Consider the following 16578-nt stretch of genomic DNA (forward strand, 5'->3'; position numbering starts at 1 on the left):
ACAGTATACGTCAATTTGCTGAATATATCCTTATTTACCTGTCATTTTTTGTTATATGTCAAATTATTAGTGCCATTAAATACCGTAAGACATAAGCTTTTGGCATAAAACCAACCATCAAATTTATACAAATAATTGTTAGAACAAGTTACTTTTTAGCTGAGGTAAACTGAAAGTTGATGCCGAAGAGACTCGGCATCAAGGTAGATCTCAGTACTGGCTAATACTTTCTAGTACTGAAAAATAAGTGGGAAAAGTCTTGGCTGTACATTTAGGGTCGTTAATAGTGATAGATTGCCCTCCTACCGCAACCATAGAGAAACACATCGCGATACGATGATCGTTATATGTGTCCACATCTGTAAAGTTAAAATTAACAGGAGGAGTCACTTCGATATAATCATGCCCTTCAACTACGTGCGCACCAACCTTTTTTAGTTCAGTCGCCATTGCAGCCAACCTATCAGTTTCTTTGACACGCCAGTTGTAAATATTTCGAATCGCCGTTTTACCACTGGCAAATAACGCTACCGTTGCAAGTGTCATTGCCGCATCAGGGATTGCATTGGCATCAATGTCTACACCATTTAACTGGCCTTTACGAACCACAATACGTTCATCATACCACTCGATATGCGCACCAACCTGTTCCATCACTTTGGCAAAACCAATGTCCCCTTGCACACTTTGTTTACCCACTCCATTGATCTCAATTTCCCCCCCTGCAATGGCTGCTGCAGCAATAAAATAGGACGCCGACGACGCATCTCCTTCAACCATGAGTGTACCTGGAGACCGATACTGCTGACCGGCCTTCACAACAAAGTACTGATAATCGTGGTTTTCTACATGAACCCCAAAGTGAGCCATCACGCCAATGGTAATATCAATATAAGGCTTAGATACAAGTTCACCTTTAATCCTGATCTTAGTATCGCCACTGAAAAGTGGCGCTGCCATCAGCAGTGCTGTTAGAAATTGACTTGAAATACTGCCATCAATTTCAACTTCACCACCGCTAAGTTGCTTACCGACAATCTTTAGCGGTGGATAATCTTTGTTTTTGAGATATTGAATATCTGCACCAAGCGTTTGCATGGCATCAACAAGATGGCCAATTGGGCGCTCTTCCATTCGCGGCTCACCAATCAGTTCATAATCACCAGATATAGCAGCAAGCACAGCAGTTAATGGCCGATACGCCGTACCAGCATTGCCTAAAAATAGAGGGGCAGTAGGCGTAGAAAAGTTGCCACCGTTACCCTTTACTATCGCGACAGTGTTGTTTTCTTCAAGCGTTACAGCAACACCAAGTTGAGATAACGCCCCTAGCATATGGCGAATATCATCACTATCTAATAAATTTGTTACTTTTGTTGTGCCTTCGCACAAAGCTGCTAGCAACAAAATACGGTTTGATAGGCTTTTTGAACCAGGTAACGTGACACTGCCACTAACTTTGGTTATAGGCTTAAGCGTTAACTGTTCCATCAACCATTCTCCTTGGCAAACTTGTCCATAAATGCAACTAAGGCTTTAATCCCTTCAATTGGCATTGCATTATAAATACTTGCACGCATGCCACCTACAAAACGATGGCCCTCTAGCGCTATTAAGCCGTTTTGCTCAGCTTCAGCTAAAAATTTGTCGTTGAGACTTTCATCATTTAGCCAAAATGGTACATTCATTAGCGAACGGCAATGTTTAGCCACTTTGTTTGAGTAGAAATCTGAGCTATCAATGTAATCGTAAAGTACAGCAGCTTTCGCTGTATTATGCGCTTCCATTGCTTTCACGCCACCGATACTTTCTAAGTGCTTGAATACTTCAAAGGCAAGATACCAAGCAAATGTAGGGGGTGTGTTGTACATACTTTGCTGTTCAGCTTCAATAGCGTAGTCAAGAATCGCAGGCCTAGGCAAGCCCTCTCGTTTTAGTAATGTTTTACGAACAATTGCAATACTTAATCCTGAAGGGCCAATGTTTTTCTGCGCACCTGCGTAAATCAAATCAAAATCATCCACATTGATTTCGCGTGAAAGGATGTTGGAGGACATATCAGCAACAATTGGTGCTGTAGGATGCTTAGGTACTTCAAATATTTCGATGCCGTCTATAGTTTCATTTGGGCAATAATGAATAAATGACGCTTCCTCCGGTAATTTCCACTTAGATACAGGCAAAATGTCAAACTGACCATTTTCGTCGGCTCGGATATTAACTGCGTGTGTTTGAGTAAACTTCGCGCCCTCTTTTGTCGCGCCGGTTGACCAAATACCATTTTCAACATACACGCCAGGCAAACCATCCACATGCAAATTCAATGGTACTGCTGAAAAGTGACCACGGCCGCCACCGTGCATAAATAACACTTCAAACTCATCAGAGATGTTCATTAAACGACGTAGGCTGGCCTCGCACTGCTTCGCCATCTCCAAATAAGGCGCAGAGCGATGGCTGACTTCCATCACTGATACGCCTAAATTTTGCCAATCTAAAAACTCTTTTTGCGCTTTTTTCATCACTTCAACAGGTAACATCGCAGGACCCGCGCAAAAATTATAAACCGTCATATTTTTCCTCATTCCTAATAAACTAGCCCATCCAAATTATCGATGAATTGTTATCATATTTTTTGAATGAACAGTGAGTTGCCCAAGCAAAAGCCGGATAGTTCGTAGCCTTAATTTATCAGGGTTCGAGCTATTGTCATAGAGGGGGAGATTGAAAAAACTGACATAAAGAAAAAAAGCGACCGAAGTCGCTTTTTATATTAAAGATAAGGTTGTGTTATTCCTCGGTGTCCGAATCAACCGCTGGGGTTGCTTCACCTTCAGCTTCAACAATTTCACCTTCTGGCAAGTCTTCTACTTCAATTTCTTCAATCCGTTGAAGACCGACCACTTTTTCTTCTTCCATCGTACGAATTAGGATAACACCTTGAGTGTTTCTTCCTACCGTCGATACTTCGTTTACACGTGTTCTTACTAGTGTGCCACGATTTGAAATCAACATGATTTCATCGTTATCATCAACTTGAACAGCGCCAACCACCGAACCATTTCTTTCAGTCACTTTGATAGACACAACACCTTGTGTCGCGCGACTCTTCGCTGGATACTCTTCAAGTGGAGTACGCTTACCGTAACCGTTTTCAGTCACGGTCAAGATTGCACCCTCTCCTTGCGGTACAATTAGCGATACAACTTTCACATCGTCTGGCATCTTGATACCACGAACACCTGTAGCGGTACGACCCATAGGACGTAAGGCTAGCAACTCTTCACCTGTTTCAGGGTCACGTTTCACTTCACCCGTTTCCGAGTCACGTTGTTTCTCATTGAAGCGGACAACTTTACCATGCTCTGTAAACAGCATGATGTCATTTTCGCCTGTGGTAATGTTAGCACCGATAAGGCTATCGCCTTCGTTCAAGTTGATGGCAATAATACCACTTGCACGCTGACGGCTGTATGCTGTCAGAGGTGTTTTCTTAACGATACCACTTGCCGTCGCCATGACGATAAACTTATCCTCTTCGTATTCGCGAACCGGTAAAATTGTCGTGATGCGTTCATCGGCTTCTAATGGTAATAAGTTGACGATTGGTTTGCCGCGCGCAGCACGAGACGCAAGTGGCAATTGGTAAACTTTTAACCAATATAAACGGCCAGCGGTTGAGAAACACAAGATTGTATCATGTGTATTTGCCACCAGTAGACGCTCGATGAAGTCTTCATCCTTCATCTTAGTTGCAGAGCGCCCTTTACCACCACGGCGCTGTGCCTCGTAATCACTAAGAGGCTGGTACTTCACGTAGCCTTCGTGAGAAAGTGTAACCACGACGTCTTCTTCGTTGATCAAATCTTCAAGGCTGATGTCATGTGCAGCCGCGGTGATCTCTGTGCGACGCTCATCACCATACGTATCTTTGATTTCAACTAGTTCATCGCGGATAACTTCCATCAAGCGTTCTGGAGAAGATAGGATGTACAGAAGTTCAGCAATGATGTCGAGTAGCTCTTTATACTCAGCTAAAATTTTCTCATGTTCAAGACCGGTTAGCTTGTGTAGCCTTAAGTCAAGAATGGCTTGCGCCTGTTGTTCAGACAAGTAATATTGACCATCGCGGATCCCTAGCTCTTCAGCTAACCAATCTGGACGTGCAACATTCTCTTCTCCAGTGCGCTCAAGCATTGCTTTCACGTTACCGAGGTCCCACCCACGCGCCGTTAATGCTGCTTTCGCCTCAGCTGGTGTTGGTGAGCGACGGATCAGCTCAATAATTGGGTCAATGTTTGCAAGTGCAATTGCTAAACCTTCAAGCGTGTGTGCTCTGTCTCTGGCCTTACGAAGATCAAATACAGTACGACGAGTTACTACTTCACGACGGTGAATAATAAACGCATCGAGCATTTCTTTGAGGTTAAAACATTTAGGCTGGTTGTTGTCTAGCGCAACCATATTGATACCAAACACGGTTTGTAACTGCGTTTGTGCATATAAGTTGTTTAGTACAACCTCACCGACTTCACCGCGCTTAATTTCAATAACAATACGCATACCGTCTTTATCTGACTCGTCGCGCAGCGCACTGATCCCTTCTACTTTTTTGTCTTTTACAAGCTCAGCGATCTTCTCTATTAATCTCGCTTTGTTTACTTGATACGGAATTTCGTGGACGATGATAGTTTCTTTGTTTGTTTTTTCATCGACTTCGATTTCCGCTTTGGCGCGGATATAAATCTTACCACGACCTGTTTTATAAGCTTGTTCGATGCCTTTTTTACCACTGATAATAGCAGCAGTTGGGAAATCTGGACCTGGTATATAGTCAATCAATTCTTCAATGGTAATGTCTGGGTTTTGGATAACAGCCAAACAGCCATTGATCACCTCAGTTAAATTATGAGGTGGAATATTGGTTGCCATACCAACTGCGATACCAGAAGAACCGTTAACCAATAGGTTGGGTATTTTTGTTGGTAAAACATCAGGTATTTGTTCTGTACCATCATAGTTTGGCACATAATCCACGGTTTCTTTTTCAAGATCTGCAAGTAACTCATGTGCAACTTTCGCCATACGAACTTCCGTATAGCGCATTGCAGCAGCAGAGTCACCATCAACAGAACCAAAGTTACCTTGTCCATCTACTAGCATATAGCGCAGAGAGAAAGGTTGAGCCATACGTACAATTGTATCGTACACAGCACTATCACCGTGCGGGTGATATTTACCGATTACATCACCAACTACACGAGCTGATTTCTTATAAGGTTTATTCCAGTCATTTTTCAATTCATTCATCGCGAATAATACACGGCGGTGAACTGGTTTTAGGCCATCACGTACATCAGGTAATGCACGGCCTACAATAACGCTCATCGCATAATCTAGATATGAATTTTTTAATTCATCTTCGATATTGACTGGCAGGATTTCATTGGCGAGATCAGACATTTGACTCCACTTTCCTTCAGTGTCCACCCCTTTTATGTCACACTATTACGTGTGTAGCGCTGTTTGCTGAATATCAAATGGCTTGTTAATTGAAATGCAAAATCAAAGCACTTATTAAAAACCGAATTGCTTCAGCGTATCAGCAAGGGTGTTGTTTATTATAAAATTCGTTAGCCATGCTATCACACTTTTTAGCGTTTTACAGGTGCTATTTTTATCAAATCCCTTTTATAATGCGCTCAATTCGACGAGGAAGTTTTTTATGACCGAACATCAAAATGTAGACCCTAATGAAATAGCAAAATTTGAAGAAATCGCCGAACGCTGGTGGGACAAAGAAGGAGAATTTAAGCCGCTTCATAATGTTAACCCCTTGCGATTAGACTTTATTAACGATAAATGTGGCGGTTTATTTGCTAAAGATGTACTAGATGTTGGCTGCGGTGGCGGAATACTAACGGAAAGTATGGCGAAGATGGGGGCACATGCAACTGGTATTGATATGGGTCAAGAGCCACTAAATGTTGCCAAACTACACGCACTAGAAGCCAATATTCAGGTGAACTACCAAAAAGTGCCAGTTGAAGATTTTGCCCAGCAGCGTGCTGGTACATTTGATGTAGTTACCTGTATGGAGATGCTTGAACACGTACCCGATCCAGAGTCTATCATCCGCGCAGTTGCAAAATTAGTGAAACCTGGTGGACATGCGTTCTTTTCTACCTTAAACAAAACCACTAAAGCTTATTTGCTAGCTATTGTTGCCGCTGAAAAGTTACTGAAGATTGTGCCAGAAGGCACTCACGAACATGACAAATTTATTCGTCCTTCTACTTTAATAAATTGGGCCGAGAGTTATGGCTTAAAAGTAAGAGCAGCAAGCGGTATTCACTACAATCCGATTGGACAGACATTCACTTTAACTAAAGACGTTTCCGTCAACTACGTACTTCATTTTGAGAAGCTAGTATGATTAACGCTGTTTTATTTGACCTAGATGGCACACTGCTCGACACGAGTGAAGACTTGGGTGCTGCGCTAAATCACGTTTTAGCAATGAATAATATGGCTGTGGTTGAAAAAGCCATTTACAGCAGTGCCATATCTGACGGGGTCGCGGCAATGCTAAAAGTGGGGTTTGGCGACACCTTGCATCAATTTGATGTTAATCAACTACGCCAATCTGTACTCGACTATTATGCGGATAACCTTGCCAAACACTCTCATTGTTTTGCAAATATTGGGGCGTTATTGGATAGCCTTCGAAAGCAAAACATAAAGGTAGGGATCATGACCAATAAACCTGAGTTTTTGACGCTACCGTTATTAAAGCAAATACCAGAACTGGCAATGATAGATATTGTGGTTTGTGGCGATACGCTTTCAGTCGCAAAACCACACCCAGAGCCGCTCTTATTGGTTGCCTCAAAATTGGGGGTTGATCCCAGTCAATGTATGTATGTAGGTGATGCAGAGCGTGACATTATTGCTGCAAAATCTGCAAAAATGAAAAGTGCTGTTGCGATGTGGGGATTCATCCCTTCTGAACAAGTTGCTAAGTCTTGGAATGCGGATCTATATCTTACTAACCCGTTGGATGCAATATCGCATATCTAGTGCTATAATTTTTTCAAAGCACAAGATATTGTGCTTTAACGATTATAGAAACGAATTTGTGTAGAAAAAAATCACTTAAACTTTTTTTTTATTTTTACTAAAAAGCACCATCTTTAAGTTGATTTTTCTTTGTGAGCAGATAAGCGGATTGTCGAAGGTGAGTGGGCACTAACATAAATAAATTATCCCAAACTTATCCACAATTCTCCTAAAGTTGTTCTCTTGCAAATTCGCACTAACCCCACTATCTTGTGATCCCTAGCCGCTATAGCACCATATATAGTGGTGGTTTGCTAAACAATTTTTAATTCGTGCGATATCTAAAGCGCGTTCCTAAGGAATACAGGCACATAACATGAACCAACAGCTATCTGTATGCAAAAGAAACGGTCGCAAAGAGCCGTTAGATCTAGACAAGATCCATCGTGTCATTACATGGGCCGCAGAAGGCCTAGATAACGTCTCAGTTTCTCAGGTTGAGTTAAAGTCACACATTCAGTTTTATGACGGTATTCGCACTGGTGATATCCACGAAACGATTATAAAGGCTGCAGCGGATCTTATTTCAAAAGAATCTCCGGACTACCAATACCTTGCAGCTCGACTTGCTATTTTTCACCTACGCAAAAAAGCATATGGATGCTTTGAGCCGCCTCACCTATATCAGCATGTGGTAAAGCTTGTTGAAGACAAACGATATGATCAACACTTGTTGACTGATTACACTGAGGCTGAGTTCAACGAATTAAACGATTATATTGACCATAATCGCGACATGAATTTCAGCTATGCGGCCGTTAAGCAGCTGGAAGGTAAGTACCTCGTACAAAACCGTGTTACAGGTGAAATCTACGAAAGCGCACAGTTTTTGTATGTGTTAGTTGCTGCAAGCTTATTCGCAAATTATCCAAAAGAAACACGCTTAGATTACATCAAGCGCTTTTATGATGCCGTCTCTACGTTCAAAATTTCACTACCAACGCCTATTATGGCTGGTGTTCGTACGCCTACACGCCAGTTTAGTTCATGCGTATTAATTGAATGTGCTGACAGCTTAGATTCAATTAACGCTACTTCATCTGCAATAGTAAAGTACGTAAGCCAACGAGCAGGTATTGGTATCAATGCAGGACGTATCCGAGCGCTAGGTAGCCCAATTAGAAATGGTGAAGCATACCACACAGGATGTATTCCATTTTATAAGCATTTTCAGACTGCAGTTAAAAGCTGTTCTCAAGGCGGTGTACGTGGTGGTGCGGCTACCCTATTCTACCCACTTTGGCATTTAGAGATTGAAAACCTACTTGTACTTAAGAACAACCGCGGTGTTGAAGAAAACCGTGTCCGTCATTTAGATTACGGTGTGCAGTTCAATAAAACCATGTACAGCCGACTGATTAAAGATGACTATATTACCCTGTTTAGTCCATCAGACGTACCTGGGCTCTACGATGCTTTCTTTGAAGATCAGCAAGAATTCGAAGCGCTTTATACAAAATACGAGCAGGATGAATCTATTCGTAAAAAGCGCATCAAAGCAATTGAGCTTTTCTCAATGTTTGCACAAGAGCGCGCAAGTACAGGTCGTATTTACCTACAGAATGTTGACCACTGTAATACTCACAGTCCGTTTGACTCTAAAGTAGCACCAATTCGTCAGTCAAACCTGTGTCTTGAAATTGCATTGCCAACAAAACCGTTGAGTCATGTTAATGACCCTGAAGGCGAAATTGCACTGTGCACGCTTTCTGCATTTAACCTAGGTGCGATCAAATCTTTAGATGAATTAGAGGAGCTTGCTGAGCTGGCAGTTCGTGCGCTTGATAACCTGTTGGATTATCAAGATTACCCAGTACCTGCTGCTTACAACGCAACTATGGGTCGTCGTACTCTAGGCATCGGCGTTATCAACTTTGCTTATTACTTAGCAAAAAATGGTGTGAAGTACTCTGATGGTAGCGCGAATGGTTTAACCCATAAAACATTTGAAGCAATTCAATATTATCTGATGAAAGCCTCGAATGAACTTGCCAAAGAGCGTGGTGCTTGTCCTAAGTTCAACGAGACAACTTACTCACAAGGTATTATGCCTACTGATACGTACAAACGAGATCTAGACAAAGTTTGCGCTGAGCCATTGCACCTTGACTGGGACGCGCTCAGAGAAAGCATCAAAAAGCATGGTATGCGTAACTCTACATTGTCTGCTTTAATGCCTTCTGAAACTTCGTCTCAGATTTCAAACGCTACCAATGGTATCGAGCCACCACGCGGTCACATCAGCGTGAAAGCAAGTAAAGATGGTATCTTGAAGCAAGTAGTACCTGAATATGAAAGACTGAAAGACAGTTACGAGTTACTGTGGGATATTCCTTCAAACGATGGCTACTTGACATTAGTAGGCATCATGCAGAAATTCATTGATCAGACCATTTCTGCAAACACGAATTATGATCCAAGTAAGTTTGAAGCGGGTAAAGTACCTATGAAGCTACTTTTAAAAGACTTACTAACTGCATACAAACTTGGTGTTAAAACCCTTTACTACCATAACACCCGTGATGGTGCGTCAGATGCTCAGGACGAACTAAAACCTGAAGTAGAAGATGATGGCTGTGAAGGCGGCGCTTGTAAGATATAACGTTTTATGCGGGTGTGCTTCACCCGCTTTTTTAGGTATTGAGTAACACATTTATGGCATATTCAACGTTTAGCAGAAATCATAACGATCAACTAAAAGAGCCGATGTTTTTCGGACAGACAGTTAACGTATCTCGCTACGACCAGCAAAAGTACCCGATTTTCGAAAAGCTCATTGAAAAGCAACTTTCTTTCTTTTGGCGCCCTGAAGAGGTTGATGTAAGTAAAGACAGACTTGATTTTCAGGCTCTTCCTGAGCATGAAAGACACATTTTCCTTAGCAATCTTAAATATCAGACGTTGTTAGACAGTGTTCAAGGTCGCTCGCCAAATGTTGCGCTGTTACCCATCGTTTCTATCCCTGAGCTAGAAACGTGGATAGAGACATGGGCTTTCAGTGAAACGATACATAGCCGCTCTTACACGCACATTATTCGTAACGTTACACAAAACCCTGAGATTATATTCGATGATATTGTTGGCAATGACAAAATCGTTGAACGTGCAGATGCGGTTACCAAGTATTATGATGAACTCATTGAAAAAGTTAGCCTGTATAACCAGTATGGTGAAGGCAAGCATGAGATAAATGGTAAAACGGTTGTCATCAATCTGTTCGAGCTTAAAAAGCTACTATACCTTTGCATCATGTCCGTTAACATCCTAGAAGCAATACGTTTTTATGTCAGCTTTGCATGTTCATTTGCTTTTGCAGAGCGTGAGTTAATGGAAGGTAATGCCAAAATCATCAAATTAATTGCGCGCGACGAAGCCCTTCACCTTTCAGGTACTCAGCATATTTTAAATATTATGCAAGAAGGTAAAGACGATCCTGAGATGTCCATTGTTGCTGCCCAATGTCGCGAAGAAGCAATCAAGATGTTTGTAGAGGCCGCTGAACAGGAAAAAGAATGGGCCGAGTACTTATTTAAAGACGGCTCTATGATCGGTCTGAATAAAGATATCTTGTGTCAATATGTCGAGTACATAACCAATATTCGTATGACCGCTGTTGGTTTACCTTCAAAGTTTGAGACCAAGTCAAACCCGATCCCTTGGATCAACGCTTGGTTAGTATCAGATAACGTACAGGTTGCACCACAAGAAGCAGAAATAAGCTCTTATCTAGTTGGTCAGATTGATTCAGAAGTAGACGCTGCTGACTTTGGCGATTTCGATTTGTAATGGTTGAAAAGCCAATATACCTCATTCAGGTTAATAATATTGAGGAGCCACTGAAATATGTGGCTTCTTCATGTTCAATATTAGAGACTTTAGAAAACGCCAATATCCAAGTGTCTTACCAATGTCGAGAAGGGTTTTGTGGCGCTTGCCGTGCAAAATTGCTAAATGGAAGCACGCAATATTCCAATGAACCATTAGCGTTTGTCCGCGAAGGCGAGATCCTGTTATGTTGCAGTAAACCGCTCAGTGACATCACAATTGAATTGCCAGAGTAATATAATTTACTGCGATTACATTAATTTTGTCACCGGTGTTCGAATGTAGTGTTCGCCATCTGTGACGCTTACCGCATTGGTCTCAAATATTACATCCCAATGCAAGCTTCGAGTCAACATATCGCTAAGCTCATCAATAAATCGCTCAGGAATATTAAATACAGAGAGTGAGTCAATAAATTCAAGCTGTGATTTGCGTGCATCAAACCACTGCTGACCTTCTAGGCAGAAAATAACAACCTTAGGAAATAGTTTTTCATACTTAGTAATTTCAGCTACTTCAAAATTGCCAATAAAAAGTGCAACCTCAACGTCATTATTATCATTAACTATCCAGACATCGGGCCAGTTTTTTCTTTCCTGTTTACTCCATTTCACCGGTTTGTTAAACGACAACGCACAGATCCCAATAAGTTTAATAGCAAAGTGTTTACAGCTCTCTTTTGACAACATGGCTGCTGTAAATGCTTCTTCATGATGACTGTGATGAAATAAATCAGCAACTTTAATTCTTGCTTTGAATACAAATGGTTTGTTCATCATGGCATGCCTAGTTATGCGCATCTACTAACTATAGTACCTATATTAATTTCAACAATAACTAAGTTATAGTATAACGTTATTGATCCACCTAAACTGTAGTGTTATATTATAACTCTATTGCCTAAAGGGCTCACTCGTTCAGTAAATAATCTAACTCGTGGTAAAATAAATATGTTTAAGCAGTCTCTTATCGCCAGCGCGTTATTCTCGTTACTAGGCACTTCTCAGGCCTACGCAGGACAATTAACCGGAAAAGTCGTTGATGCCAACAATCAGCCTCTAAGTAATGCGACCGTTCACCTCCATGGTAAAAGTAAAACCGTCAAATCTGACAAAAATGGGCAATTTACAATTGAAGTAGACTCTGATGCTCAATTACACATTACAAAACCAAACTATTTAGACAACCGCGTTAATATCACTGAACAACAAGGGTTTGTACGTGTACAACTTGAGCCAACATCAGTTGAGAGTATCGTTGTTTATTCATCGGCATTACACAAAAATAGTATGGAGATGACCTCTCCTGTTAGTGTATTAAGTGGTGATGAATTAAAAAACCGTGCTAAGCCCACACTAGGGGAAACATTAAAAGGTCAACCGGGTATTAACGCCAGTTACTTTGGCCCAGTTAGCTCAAGCCCAATTATTAGAGGCTTAGATGGACCTCGTGTCAAAATCACGCAAAATGGCCTAGACAGCAGCGATGCTTCAAGAGTCGGCCCTGATCACGCAAATACCAATGACTCACTGGCAGCGCAACAAATAGAAGTACTCAGAGGACCTGCAACATTGCTTTACGGTTCTGGTGCTATTGGTGGCGTAGTTAACGTTGTAGATAATCGTATTCCTACAGATGTCATAGATAGCTTGCAAGGTGCTGCGGATTACAGCCATGACACCAATTCGAATACCAACACATTTGCCGTATTACTTGAGTCAGGGTTTGATGGTTTTAATTTCCACTTTGATGGTGTTAAGCGCAAAGGCGGCGATTATGAAACGCCTAATTTTGCACAACCGCACGACGATCATGAGTCACATGATGAACACGAACACGAACACGAACACGAACACGAACACGAAAGTGAATCACATGAAGTCGAATATGCGAATAAAGTAGATAACACTTTCATCGATTCAGAGCAATTTAACTTTGGTACAAGTTACGTTGGCGATCACCTCACTCTTGGTTTGTCTTACGGCCGTATTGATACTGACTATGGGATCCCTGCACACTCGCATGTTGGCCATGACCACGAAGCACATGATGATCATGAGAGTGAAGAGACCCATGCAGAAGAATCAGTCTTTGCCCGAGTTAAGCAAGACCGTTGGCAAGGTCTTATCAACTATGCGGTACACAGCGATTGGCTAGAATCAATAGGATTACGTGTAGGCTACACTGATTATGAACATGCTGAGATCGAACATGGTAATATTGGCACAGTATTTGAAAATGATACTACAGAGCTGCGTTTAACTGCAGAGCACCGCTTGGGTGAGTGGCATGGCACCGTAGGCTATCATTTTTCTGACAGTGATTATTCAGCAAATGGTGAAGAAGCATTTACGCCTTCAACTCAAACTAAAACTCACGCTTTCTATATTCTTGAAGAACGCCGTTTCGGTGATTTTACATTAGAACTTGGTGCAAGAGTCGAAGATTATCAGCTTTCTAGCAAAGGTGATTCATTAGAAGATGACCATGACCATGACCATGACCATGACCATGACCATGACCATGACCATGACCATGACCATGACCATCATGATACTGAGATAGAAACTGGATTCATAGCTTATGATCTTGATATGACAAACTTGAGTGTTTCTGTCGGCGGTGTATATGACTATACAGCAGGTAGCAATGTTGCTGTTTCATTATCACGCTCAGAGCGTGCACCTTTAACAGCCGAGCTACTTTCAAATGGTATTCATATCGCTACAAGCACTTATGAGCTTGGCTTAGGCTATGAACTTGAGGGCGATCATTTACATTTTGAACCACAAGATATTGAGCAAGAAACATCAACTAATCTAGATGTTAGTTTCAGAAAGTTTTCTGGTGATTTTGGCTATACGGTTAATTTCTTCTACAACGATATAGAAAACTTCTATTATCAAGCACTGACTGATTACATTTTTACTGCTGAACATGGGCTAGAAATCGCAGATCACGCTCATGATGACGCAATCCCAGTATTTAAATTTGAAAGTAGCGATGCAAAGTTATATGGCCTTGAGTTTGATGCTCACTATAAGCTTAATCGCTTCGCCCGAGTCAAAGTTTTTGGTGATTCAATCACAGCTAAATTAGATAATGACGAATACTTACCTCGTATTCCTAGTAATAAACTAGGTGTGGATTACGAGCACCGTTATGAAAATTTAACGGCAAACTTTACCGTTACTCATTATTTTGACCAAGACAATTTTGCCCGCTATGAGAGCGAAACTAAAGGCTATACTATGGTTGATGTCTCGTTAAATTATGACTTTGAGTTGATGGGCAATGATATGGTTGGTTATCTGAACCTAGACAACCTAACGGATGAATTGGGTTATGTGCATAGCTCATTTATCAAAGAGCAGGCACCATTGCCTGGTCGCAATATTAAGCTTGGGATCAGAGGCTACTTTTAACAGTTCCTTTCTTTTATAGAAACCAAAAAGCTACCTTCTCGGGTAGCTTTTTTATTAGCTAATCACGTGTCTTACTGCTCAACCATTCAAGAATTTGAAACTACTCCCTCACGTTGAGCAAGTATTAAGTCAAATTGGTATTATGCTCTAGTACCAAAAATTTTATCACCAGCATCACCAAGCCCAGGAACAATATACCCCTTTTCATCAAGATGGCTGTCTAGCGATGCGGTATATATCTCAACATCTGGATGTGCTGCCTCAACTAATTTTACGCCCTCAGGTGCAGCAACAAGCACAATCGCTCGGATTTCCTTGCACCCTGCTTTCTTAAGCATATCTATTGTGGCGACTAGAGACCCACCTGTTGCTAACATTGGGTCTATCACTAGTGAGAGTCTAGCATCTATATTACCCACCAATTTTTCAAAATATGGTACTGGCTCTAATGTCTCTTCATTTCTTTGCAGGCCGACAACACTTACCTTAGCAGCTGGAATAAGTTGTAATATGCCATCAAGCATACCAAGACCAGCTCGCAAAATAGGTACTAGTGTAATCTTTTTGCCAGCAAGACGCTTCACAGTCAACTGTTTGCCGTCCCAAGCAGAGACTATCTCATCACCGAGTGTTAAGTCTTTAGTTGCTTCATAAGTCAGTAAGTTTCCAACTTCTGATACAATCTCACGAAAATTCTTGGTCGATACTCCCTGCTCTCGAAGTAACCCAAGTTTATGTTGAACCAACGGGTGGTCAATTACATGTAATGCCATTGGGGGATCCCTTATAAACTACTGAAAAAGTCTTCTGGCTTGTGTCTAACTGGCTTTGTACATAACACTGTTGGCGTACCTAAGTATAAATAGCCAACAATCTCATCTTTTTCATCCAGTCCTAGTTGCTTTTTAACTTCCACACTCTGCGCAAAATAACCGGTTCTCCATACACCTGATAAACCTTGTGCAAAGGCAGCTTGCTGCATCGCTAAAACACTACAACCTGCGCTTTGGATCTGTTCAATACGAGGAACTTTAGGGTGTTCTTGATACGGTGAAACAGCAATAATAAGCATTGGCGCACGCTGAGGTAGCGCCTTCGCCCTATCTATGACTCTTTGTTCTTGCTGCTCCTTTATAGCTGCTTGATAATAAATATCACCCAGCTTTTCACGACCTTGCTCTTCGACCACAATAAACCTAAACGGCGTAAGGCCACCATGATCTGGTACCTTCAAAGCAGCTTTTTTAATTATCTCTAGTTGCTCTGGGTTTGGTCCTGGATAAGAAAGATTGCTATCTGATTGACGTGTCAAAAGTAATTCTATTGCGTCCATTAGTTCGTTCCGTATTGTACCTTCAAAATCGGTATCATTAATATGCGCTTAGTCTACCATTTCAAAGCGCCTGCGACTATGCAGCACGCTTAAGTTTACAGTGCTTTGTTTTATATGATCATCAATACTGTATACTTTTTGATTGGCTGCTCATTAGCAGTTTCAACCAATAGTCGATACTGACGTAACGTCCTCCCCCCATAAAAAATAGCGACAGTAACAACACAAAATAGGTAGCGGCAAATTCGATGCCATTGTTCAATATGACTATGTTTCCTTTTTCGTATAGGTAATCCGGCCGCCCATGCTCTGCAACCAACCCTTTGATTATGTCTAACCTCTGTTTTACCTCTAGGCTATTATCTAAACTATTTTTTGCCTGCTCAACACCCAACCAGTGTACAACCTTAGCTGCACTGGTATCAGGGTTTGATGGCGCAACTGAAAACCAGCCGTTATCAAGGTGCACTGTTACTGCTGCAACCACCATAGTTATCATTAGCGGGATCGTGACTAAACGGGTTAATAAGCCAACCAAAATCAGCCAACCACCTAAAAATTCAGTCCAAGCAGCCATAAATGCTAATAAGTCAGGAACAGGCAGCCCCAACCCCCATTCACTATTACCAAACCACTCTACTACACCAGGGTCTGGAAGCAGTTTTTGGTAAAGTTCGATGTCTTGGTGCTTAAAGTTTAGTTTATTGTACCCAGCGATAATCATCACTGGTGCGAGGAGTAATCGGATGAGTAAAGGGGCAAGCCCTGAGAAGTGTTCCAACGTTAGTTTAGTGTTGTTATAAAACTTTAGCAGGTTTACAAGCATAAGATAGGCAGTCCATAGTTGATAGTTACAATATCAGTATAGACCGCCTA

13 protein-coding genes are annotated in these 16578 nt (G+C 41.6%); 6 read left to right on the forward strand and 7 right to left on the reverse strand.

What is annotated here, in order from left to right:
* Positions 1 to 210: 210 nt before the first annotated feature.
* The 3 genes from aroA to gyrA form a co-directional block, all read right to left on the reverse strand.
* The gene (aroA, locus tag HUZ36_RS00800) at positions 211 to 1491 is read right to left on the reverse strand and encodes a 3-phosphoshikimate 1-carboxyvinyltransferase (protein WP_176031762.1); all 1281 of its coding nucleotides are present in this window, start codon (positions 1489 to 1491) and stop codon (positions 211 to 213) included.
* The gene (gene serC / locus HUZ36_RS00805; RefSeq protein ID WP_176031763.1) at positions 1491 to 2573 is read right to left on the reverse strand and encodes a 3-phosphoserine/phosphohydroxythreonine transaminase; all 1083 of its coding nucleotides are present in this window, start codon (positions 2571 to 2573) and stop codon (positions 1491 to 1493) included. Before serC ends, aroA begins: the two co-directional genes overlap by 1 nt.
* 217 nt (positions 2574 to 2790) lie before the next feature.
* Entirely contained in the window at positions 2791 to 5463 is a 2673-nt protein-coding gene (gyrA, locus tag HUZ36_RS00810; protein ID WP_125253916.1) for a DNA gyrase subunit A, read from the reverse strand.
* Between the two features lie 262 nt (positions 5464 to 5725).
* Here gyrA and ubiG point away from each other — a divergent pair, with 262 nt between their 5' ends.
* From ubiG to yfaE, 5 genes are all read left to right on the forward strand, one after another.
* Complete coding sequence (gene ubiG, locus HUZ36_RS00815; protein ID WP_125253915.1) at positions 5726 to 6436, forward strand: bifunctional 2-polyprenyl-6-hydroxyphenol methylase/3-demethylubiquinol 3-O-methyltransferase UbiG; 711 nt, start codon at positions 5726 to 5728, stop codon at positions 6434 to 6436.
* On the forward strand, positions 6433 to 7080 hold the full coding sequence (locus tag HUZ36_RS00820; RefSeq protein ID WP_147390637.1) for an HAD family hydrolase: 648 nt from the start codon (positions 6433 to 6435) through the stop codon (positions 7078 to 7080). Before ubiG ends, HUZ36_RS00820 begins: the two co-directional genes overlap by 4 nt.
* A gap of 355 nt (positions 7081 to 7435) precedes the next feature.
* On the forward strand, positions 7436 to 9721 hold the full coding sequence (gene nrdA, locus HUZ36_RS00825; RefSeq protein WP_125253947.1) for a class 1a ribonucleoside-diphosphate reductase subunit alpha: 2286 nt from the start codon (positions 7436 to 7438) through the stop codon (positions 9719 to 9721).
* A 53-nt stretch (positions 9722 to 9774) separates the two neighbouring features.
* Positions 9775 to 10905 (forward strand): class Ia ribonucleoside-diphosphate reductase subunit beta, encoded by a 1131-nt coding sequence (nrdB, locus tag HUZ36_RS00830; RefSeq protein WP_128730586.1) that lies wholly within the window; start codon positions 9775 to 9777, stop codon positions 10903 to 10905.
* Positions 10905 to 11180 carry a class I ribonucleotide reductase maintenance protein YfaE gene (gene yfaE / locus HUZ36_RS00835; protein ID WP_128730585.1) on the forward strand — a complete coding sequence of 92 codons (276 nt, stop codon included), beginning with the start codon at positions 10905 to 10907 and terminating at the stop codon, positions 11178 to 11180. Before nrdB ends, yfaE begins: the two co-directional genes overlap by 1 nt.
* 15 nt (positions 11181 to 11195) lie before the next feature.
* Here yfaE and HUZ36_RS00840 read toward each other — a convergent pair whose 3' ends face one another.
* Positions 11196 to 11723 carry a YaeQ family protein gene (locus HUZ36_RS00840; RefSeq protein ID WP_225740698.1) on the reverse strand — a complete coding sequence of 176 codons (528 nt, stop codon included), beginning with the start codon at positions 11721 to 11723 and terminating at the stop codon, positions 11196 to 11198.
* Between the two features lie 171 nt (positions 11724 to 11894).
* Between HUZ36_RS00840 and HUZ36_RS00845 the strand changes: the two genes are divergently transcribed.
* Complete coding sequence (locus HUZ36_RS00845) at positions 11895 to 14369, forward strand: TonB-dependent receptor (protein WP_176031764.1); 2475 nt, start codon at positions 11895 to 11897, stop codon at positions 14367 to 14369.
* Between the two features lie 140 nt (positions 14370 to 14509).
* Here the strand turns inward: HUZ36_RS00845 and upp are convergent, their stop codons facing one another.
* The 3 genes from upp to HUZ36_RS00860 form a co-directional block, all read right to left on the reverse strand.
* Positions 14510 to 15142, reverse strand: a complete 633-nt coding sequence (upp, locus tag HUZ36_RS00850; RefSeq protein ID WP_147390041.1) for a uracil phosphoribosyltransferase — start codon at positions 15140 to 15142, stop codon at positions 14510 to 14512.
* 11 nt (positions 15143 to 15153) lie between these two features.
* The gene (locus tag HUZ36_RS00855; RefSeq protein WP_125253952.1) at positions 15154 to 15702 is read right to left on the reverse strand and encodes an NAD(P)H nitroreductase; all 549 of its coding nucleotides are present in this window, start codon (positions 15700 to 15702) and stop codon (positions 15154 to 15156) included.
* Positions 15703 to 15823: 121 nt separating this feature from the next.
* Positions 15824 to 16528, reverse strand: a complete 705-nt coding sequence (locus HUZ36_RS00860) for an HvfX family Cu-binding RiPP maturation protein (RefSeq protein WP_176031765.1) — start codon at positions 16526 to 16528, stop codon at positions 15824 to 15826.
* Between the last annotated feature and the right edge of the window lie 50 nt (positions 16529 to 16578).

Source organism: Pseudoalteromonas sp. McH1-7 (assembly GCF_013366255.1).
GTDB classification, from domain to species: Bacteria; Pseudomonadota; Gammaproteobacteria; order Enterobacterales; family Alteromonadaceae; genus Pseudoalteromonas; species Pseudoalteromonas peptidolytica.

What these genes read in the sequence shown, in the direction of transcription:
- nrdA (WP_125253947.1), top strand. Translation starts at nt 7,436, where the DNA reads ATGAACCAACAGCTATCTGTATGCAAAAGAAACGGTCGCAAAGAGCCG.
- HUZ36_RS00855 (WP_125253952.1), bottom strand. Translation starts at nt 15,702, where the DNA reads ATGGACGCAATAGAATTACTTTTGACACGTCAATCAGATAGCAATCTT.
- HUZ36_RS00845 (WP_176031764.1), top strand. Translation starts at nt 11,895, where the DNA reads ATGTTTAAGCAGTCTCTTATCGCCAGCGCGTTATTCTCGTTACTAGGC.
- gyrA (WP_125253916.1), bottom strand. Translation starts at nt 5,463, where the DNA reads ATGTCTGATCTCGCCAATGAAATCCTGCCAGTCAATATCGAAGATGAA.
- nrdB (WP_128730586.1), top strand. Translation starts at nt 9,775, where the DNA reads ATGGCATATTCAACGTTTAGCAGAAATCATAACGATCAACTAAAAGAG.
- aroA (WP_176031762.1), bottom strand. Translation starts at nt 1,491, where the DNA reads ATGGAACAGTTAACGCTTAAGCCTATAACCAAAGTTAGTGGCAGTGTC.
- HUZ36_RS00860 (WP_176031765.1), bottom strand. Translation starts at nt 16,528, where the DNA reads ATGCTTGTAAACCTGCTAAAGTTTTATAACAACACTAAACTAACGTTG.
- ubiG (WP_125253915.1), top strand. Translation starts at nt 5,726, where the DNA reads ATGACCGAACATCAAAATGTAGACCCTAATGAAATAGCAAAATTTGAA.
- serC (WP_176031763.1), bottom strand. Translation starts at nt 2,573, where the DNA reads ATGACGGTTTATAATTTTTGCGCGGGTCCTGCGATGTTACCTGTTGAA.
- yfaE (WP_128730585.1), top strand. Translation starts at nt 10,905, where the DNA reads ATGGTTGAAAAGCCAATATACCTCATTCAGGTTAATAATATTGAGGAG.
- HUZ36_RS00820 (WP_147390637.1), top strand. Translation starts at nt 6,433, where the DNA reads ATGATTAACGCTGTTTTATTTGACCTAGATGGCACACTGCTCGACACG.
- upp (WP_147390041.1), bottom strand. Translation starts at nt 15,142, where the DNA reads ATGGCATTACATGTAATTGACCACCCGTTGGTTCAACATAAACTTGGG.
- HUZ36_RS00840 (WP_225740698.1), bottom strand. Translation starts at nt 11,723, where the DNA reads ATGATGAACAAACCATTTGTATTCAAAGCAAGAATTAAAGTTGCTGAT.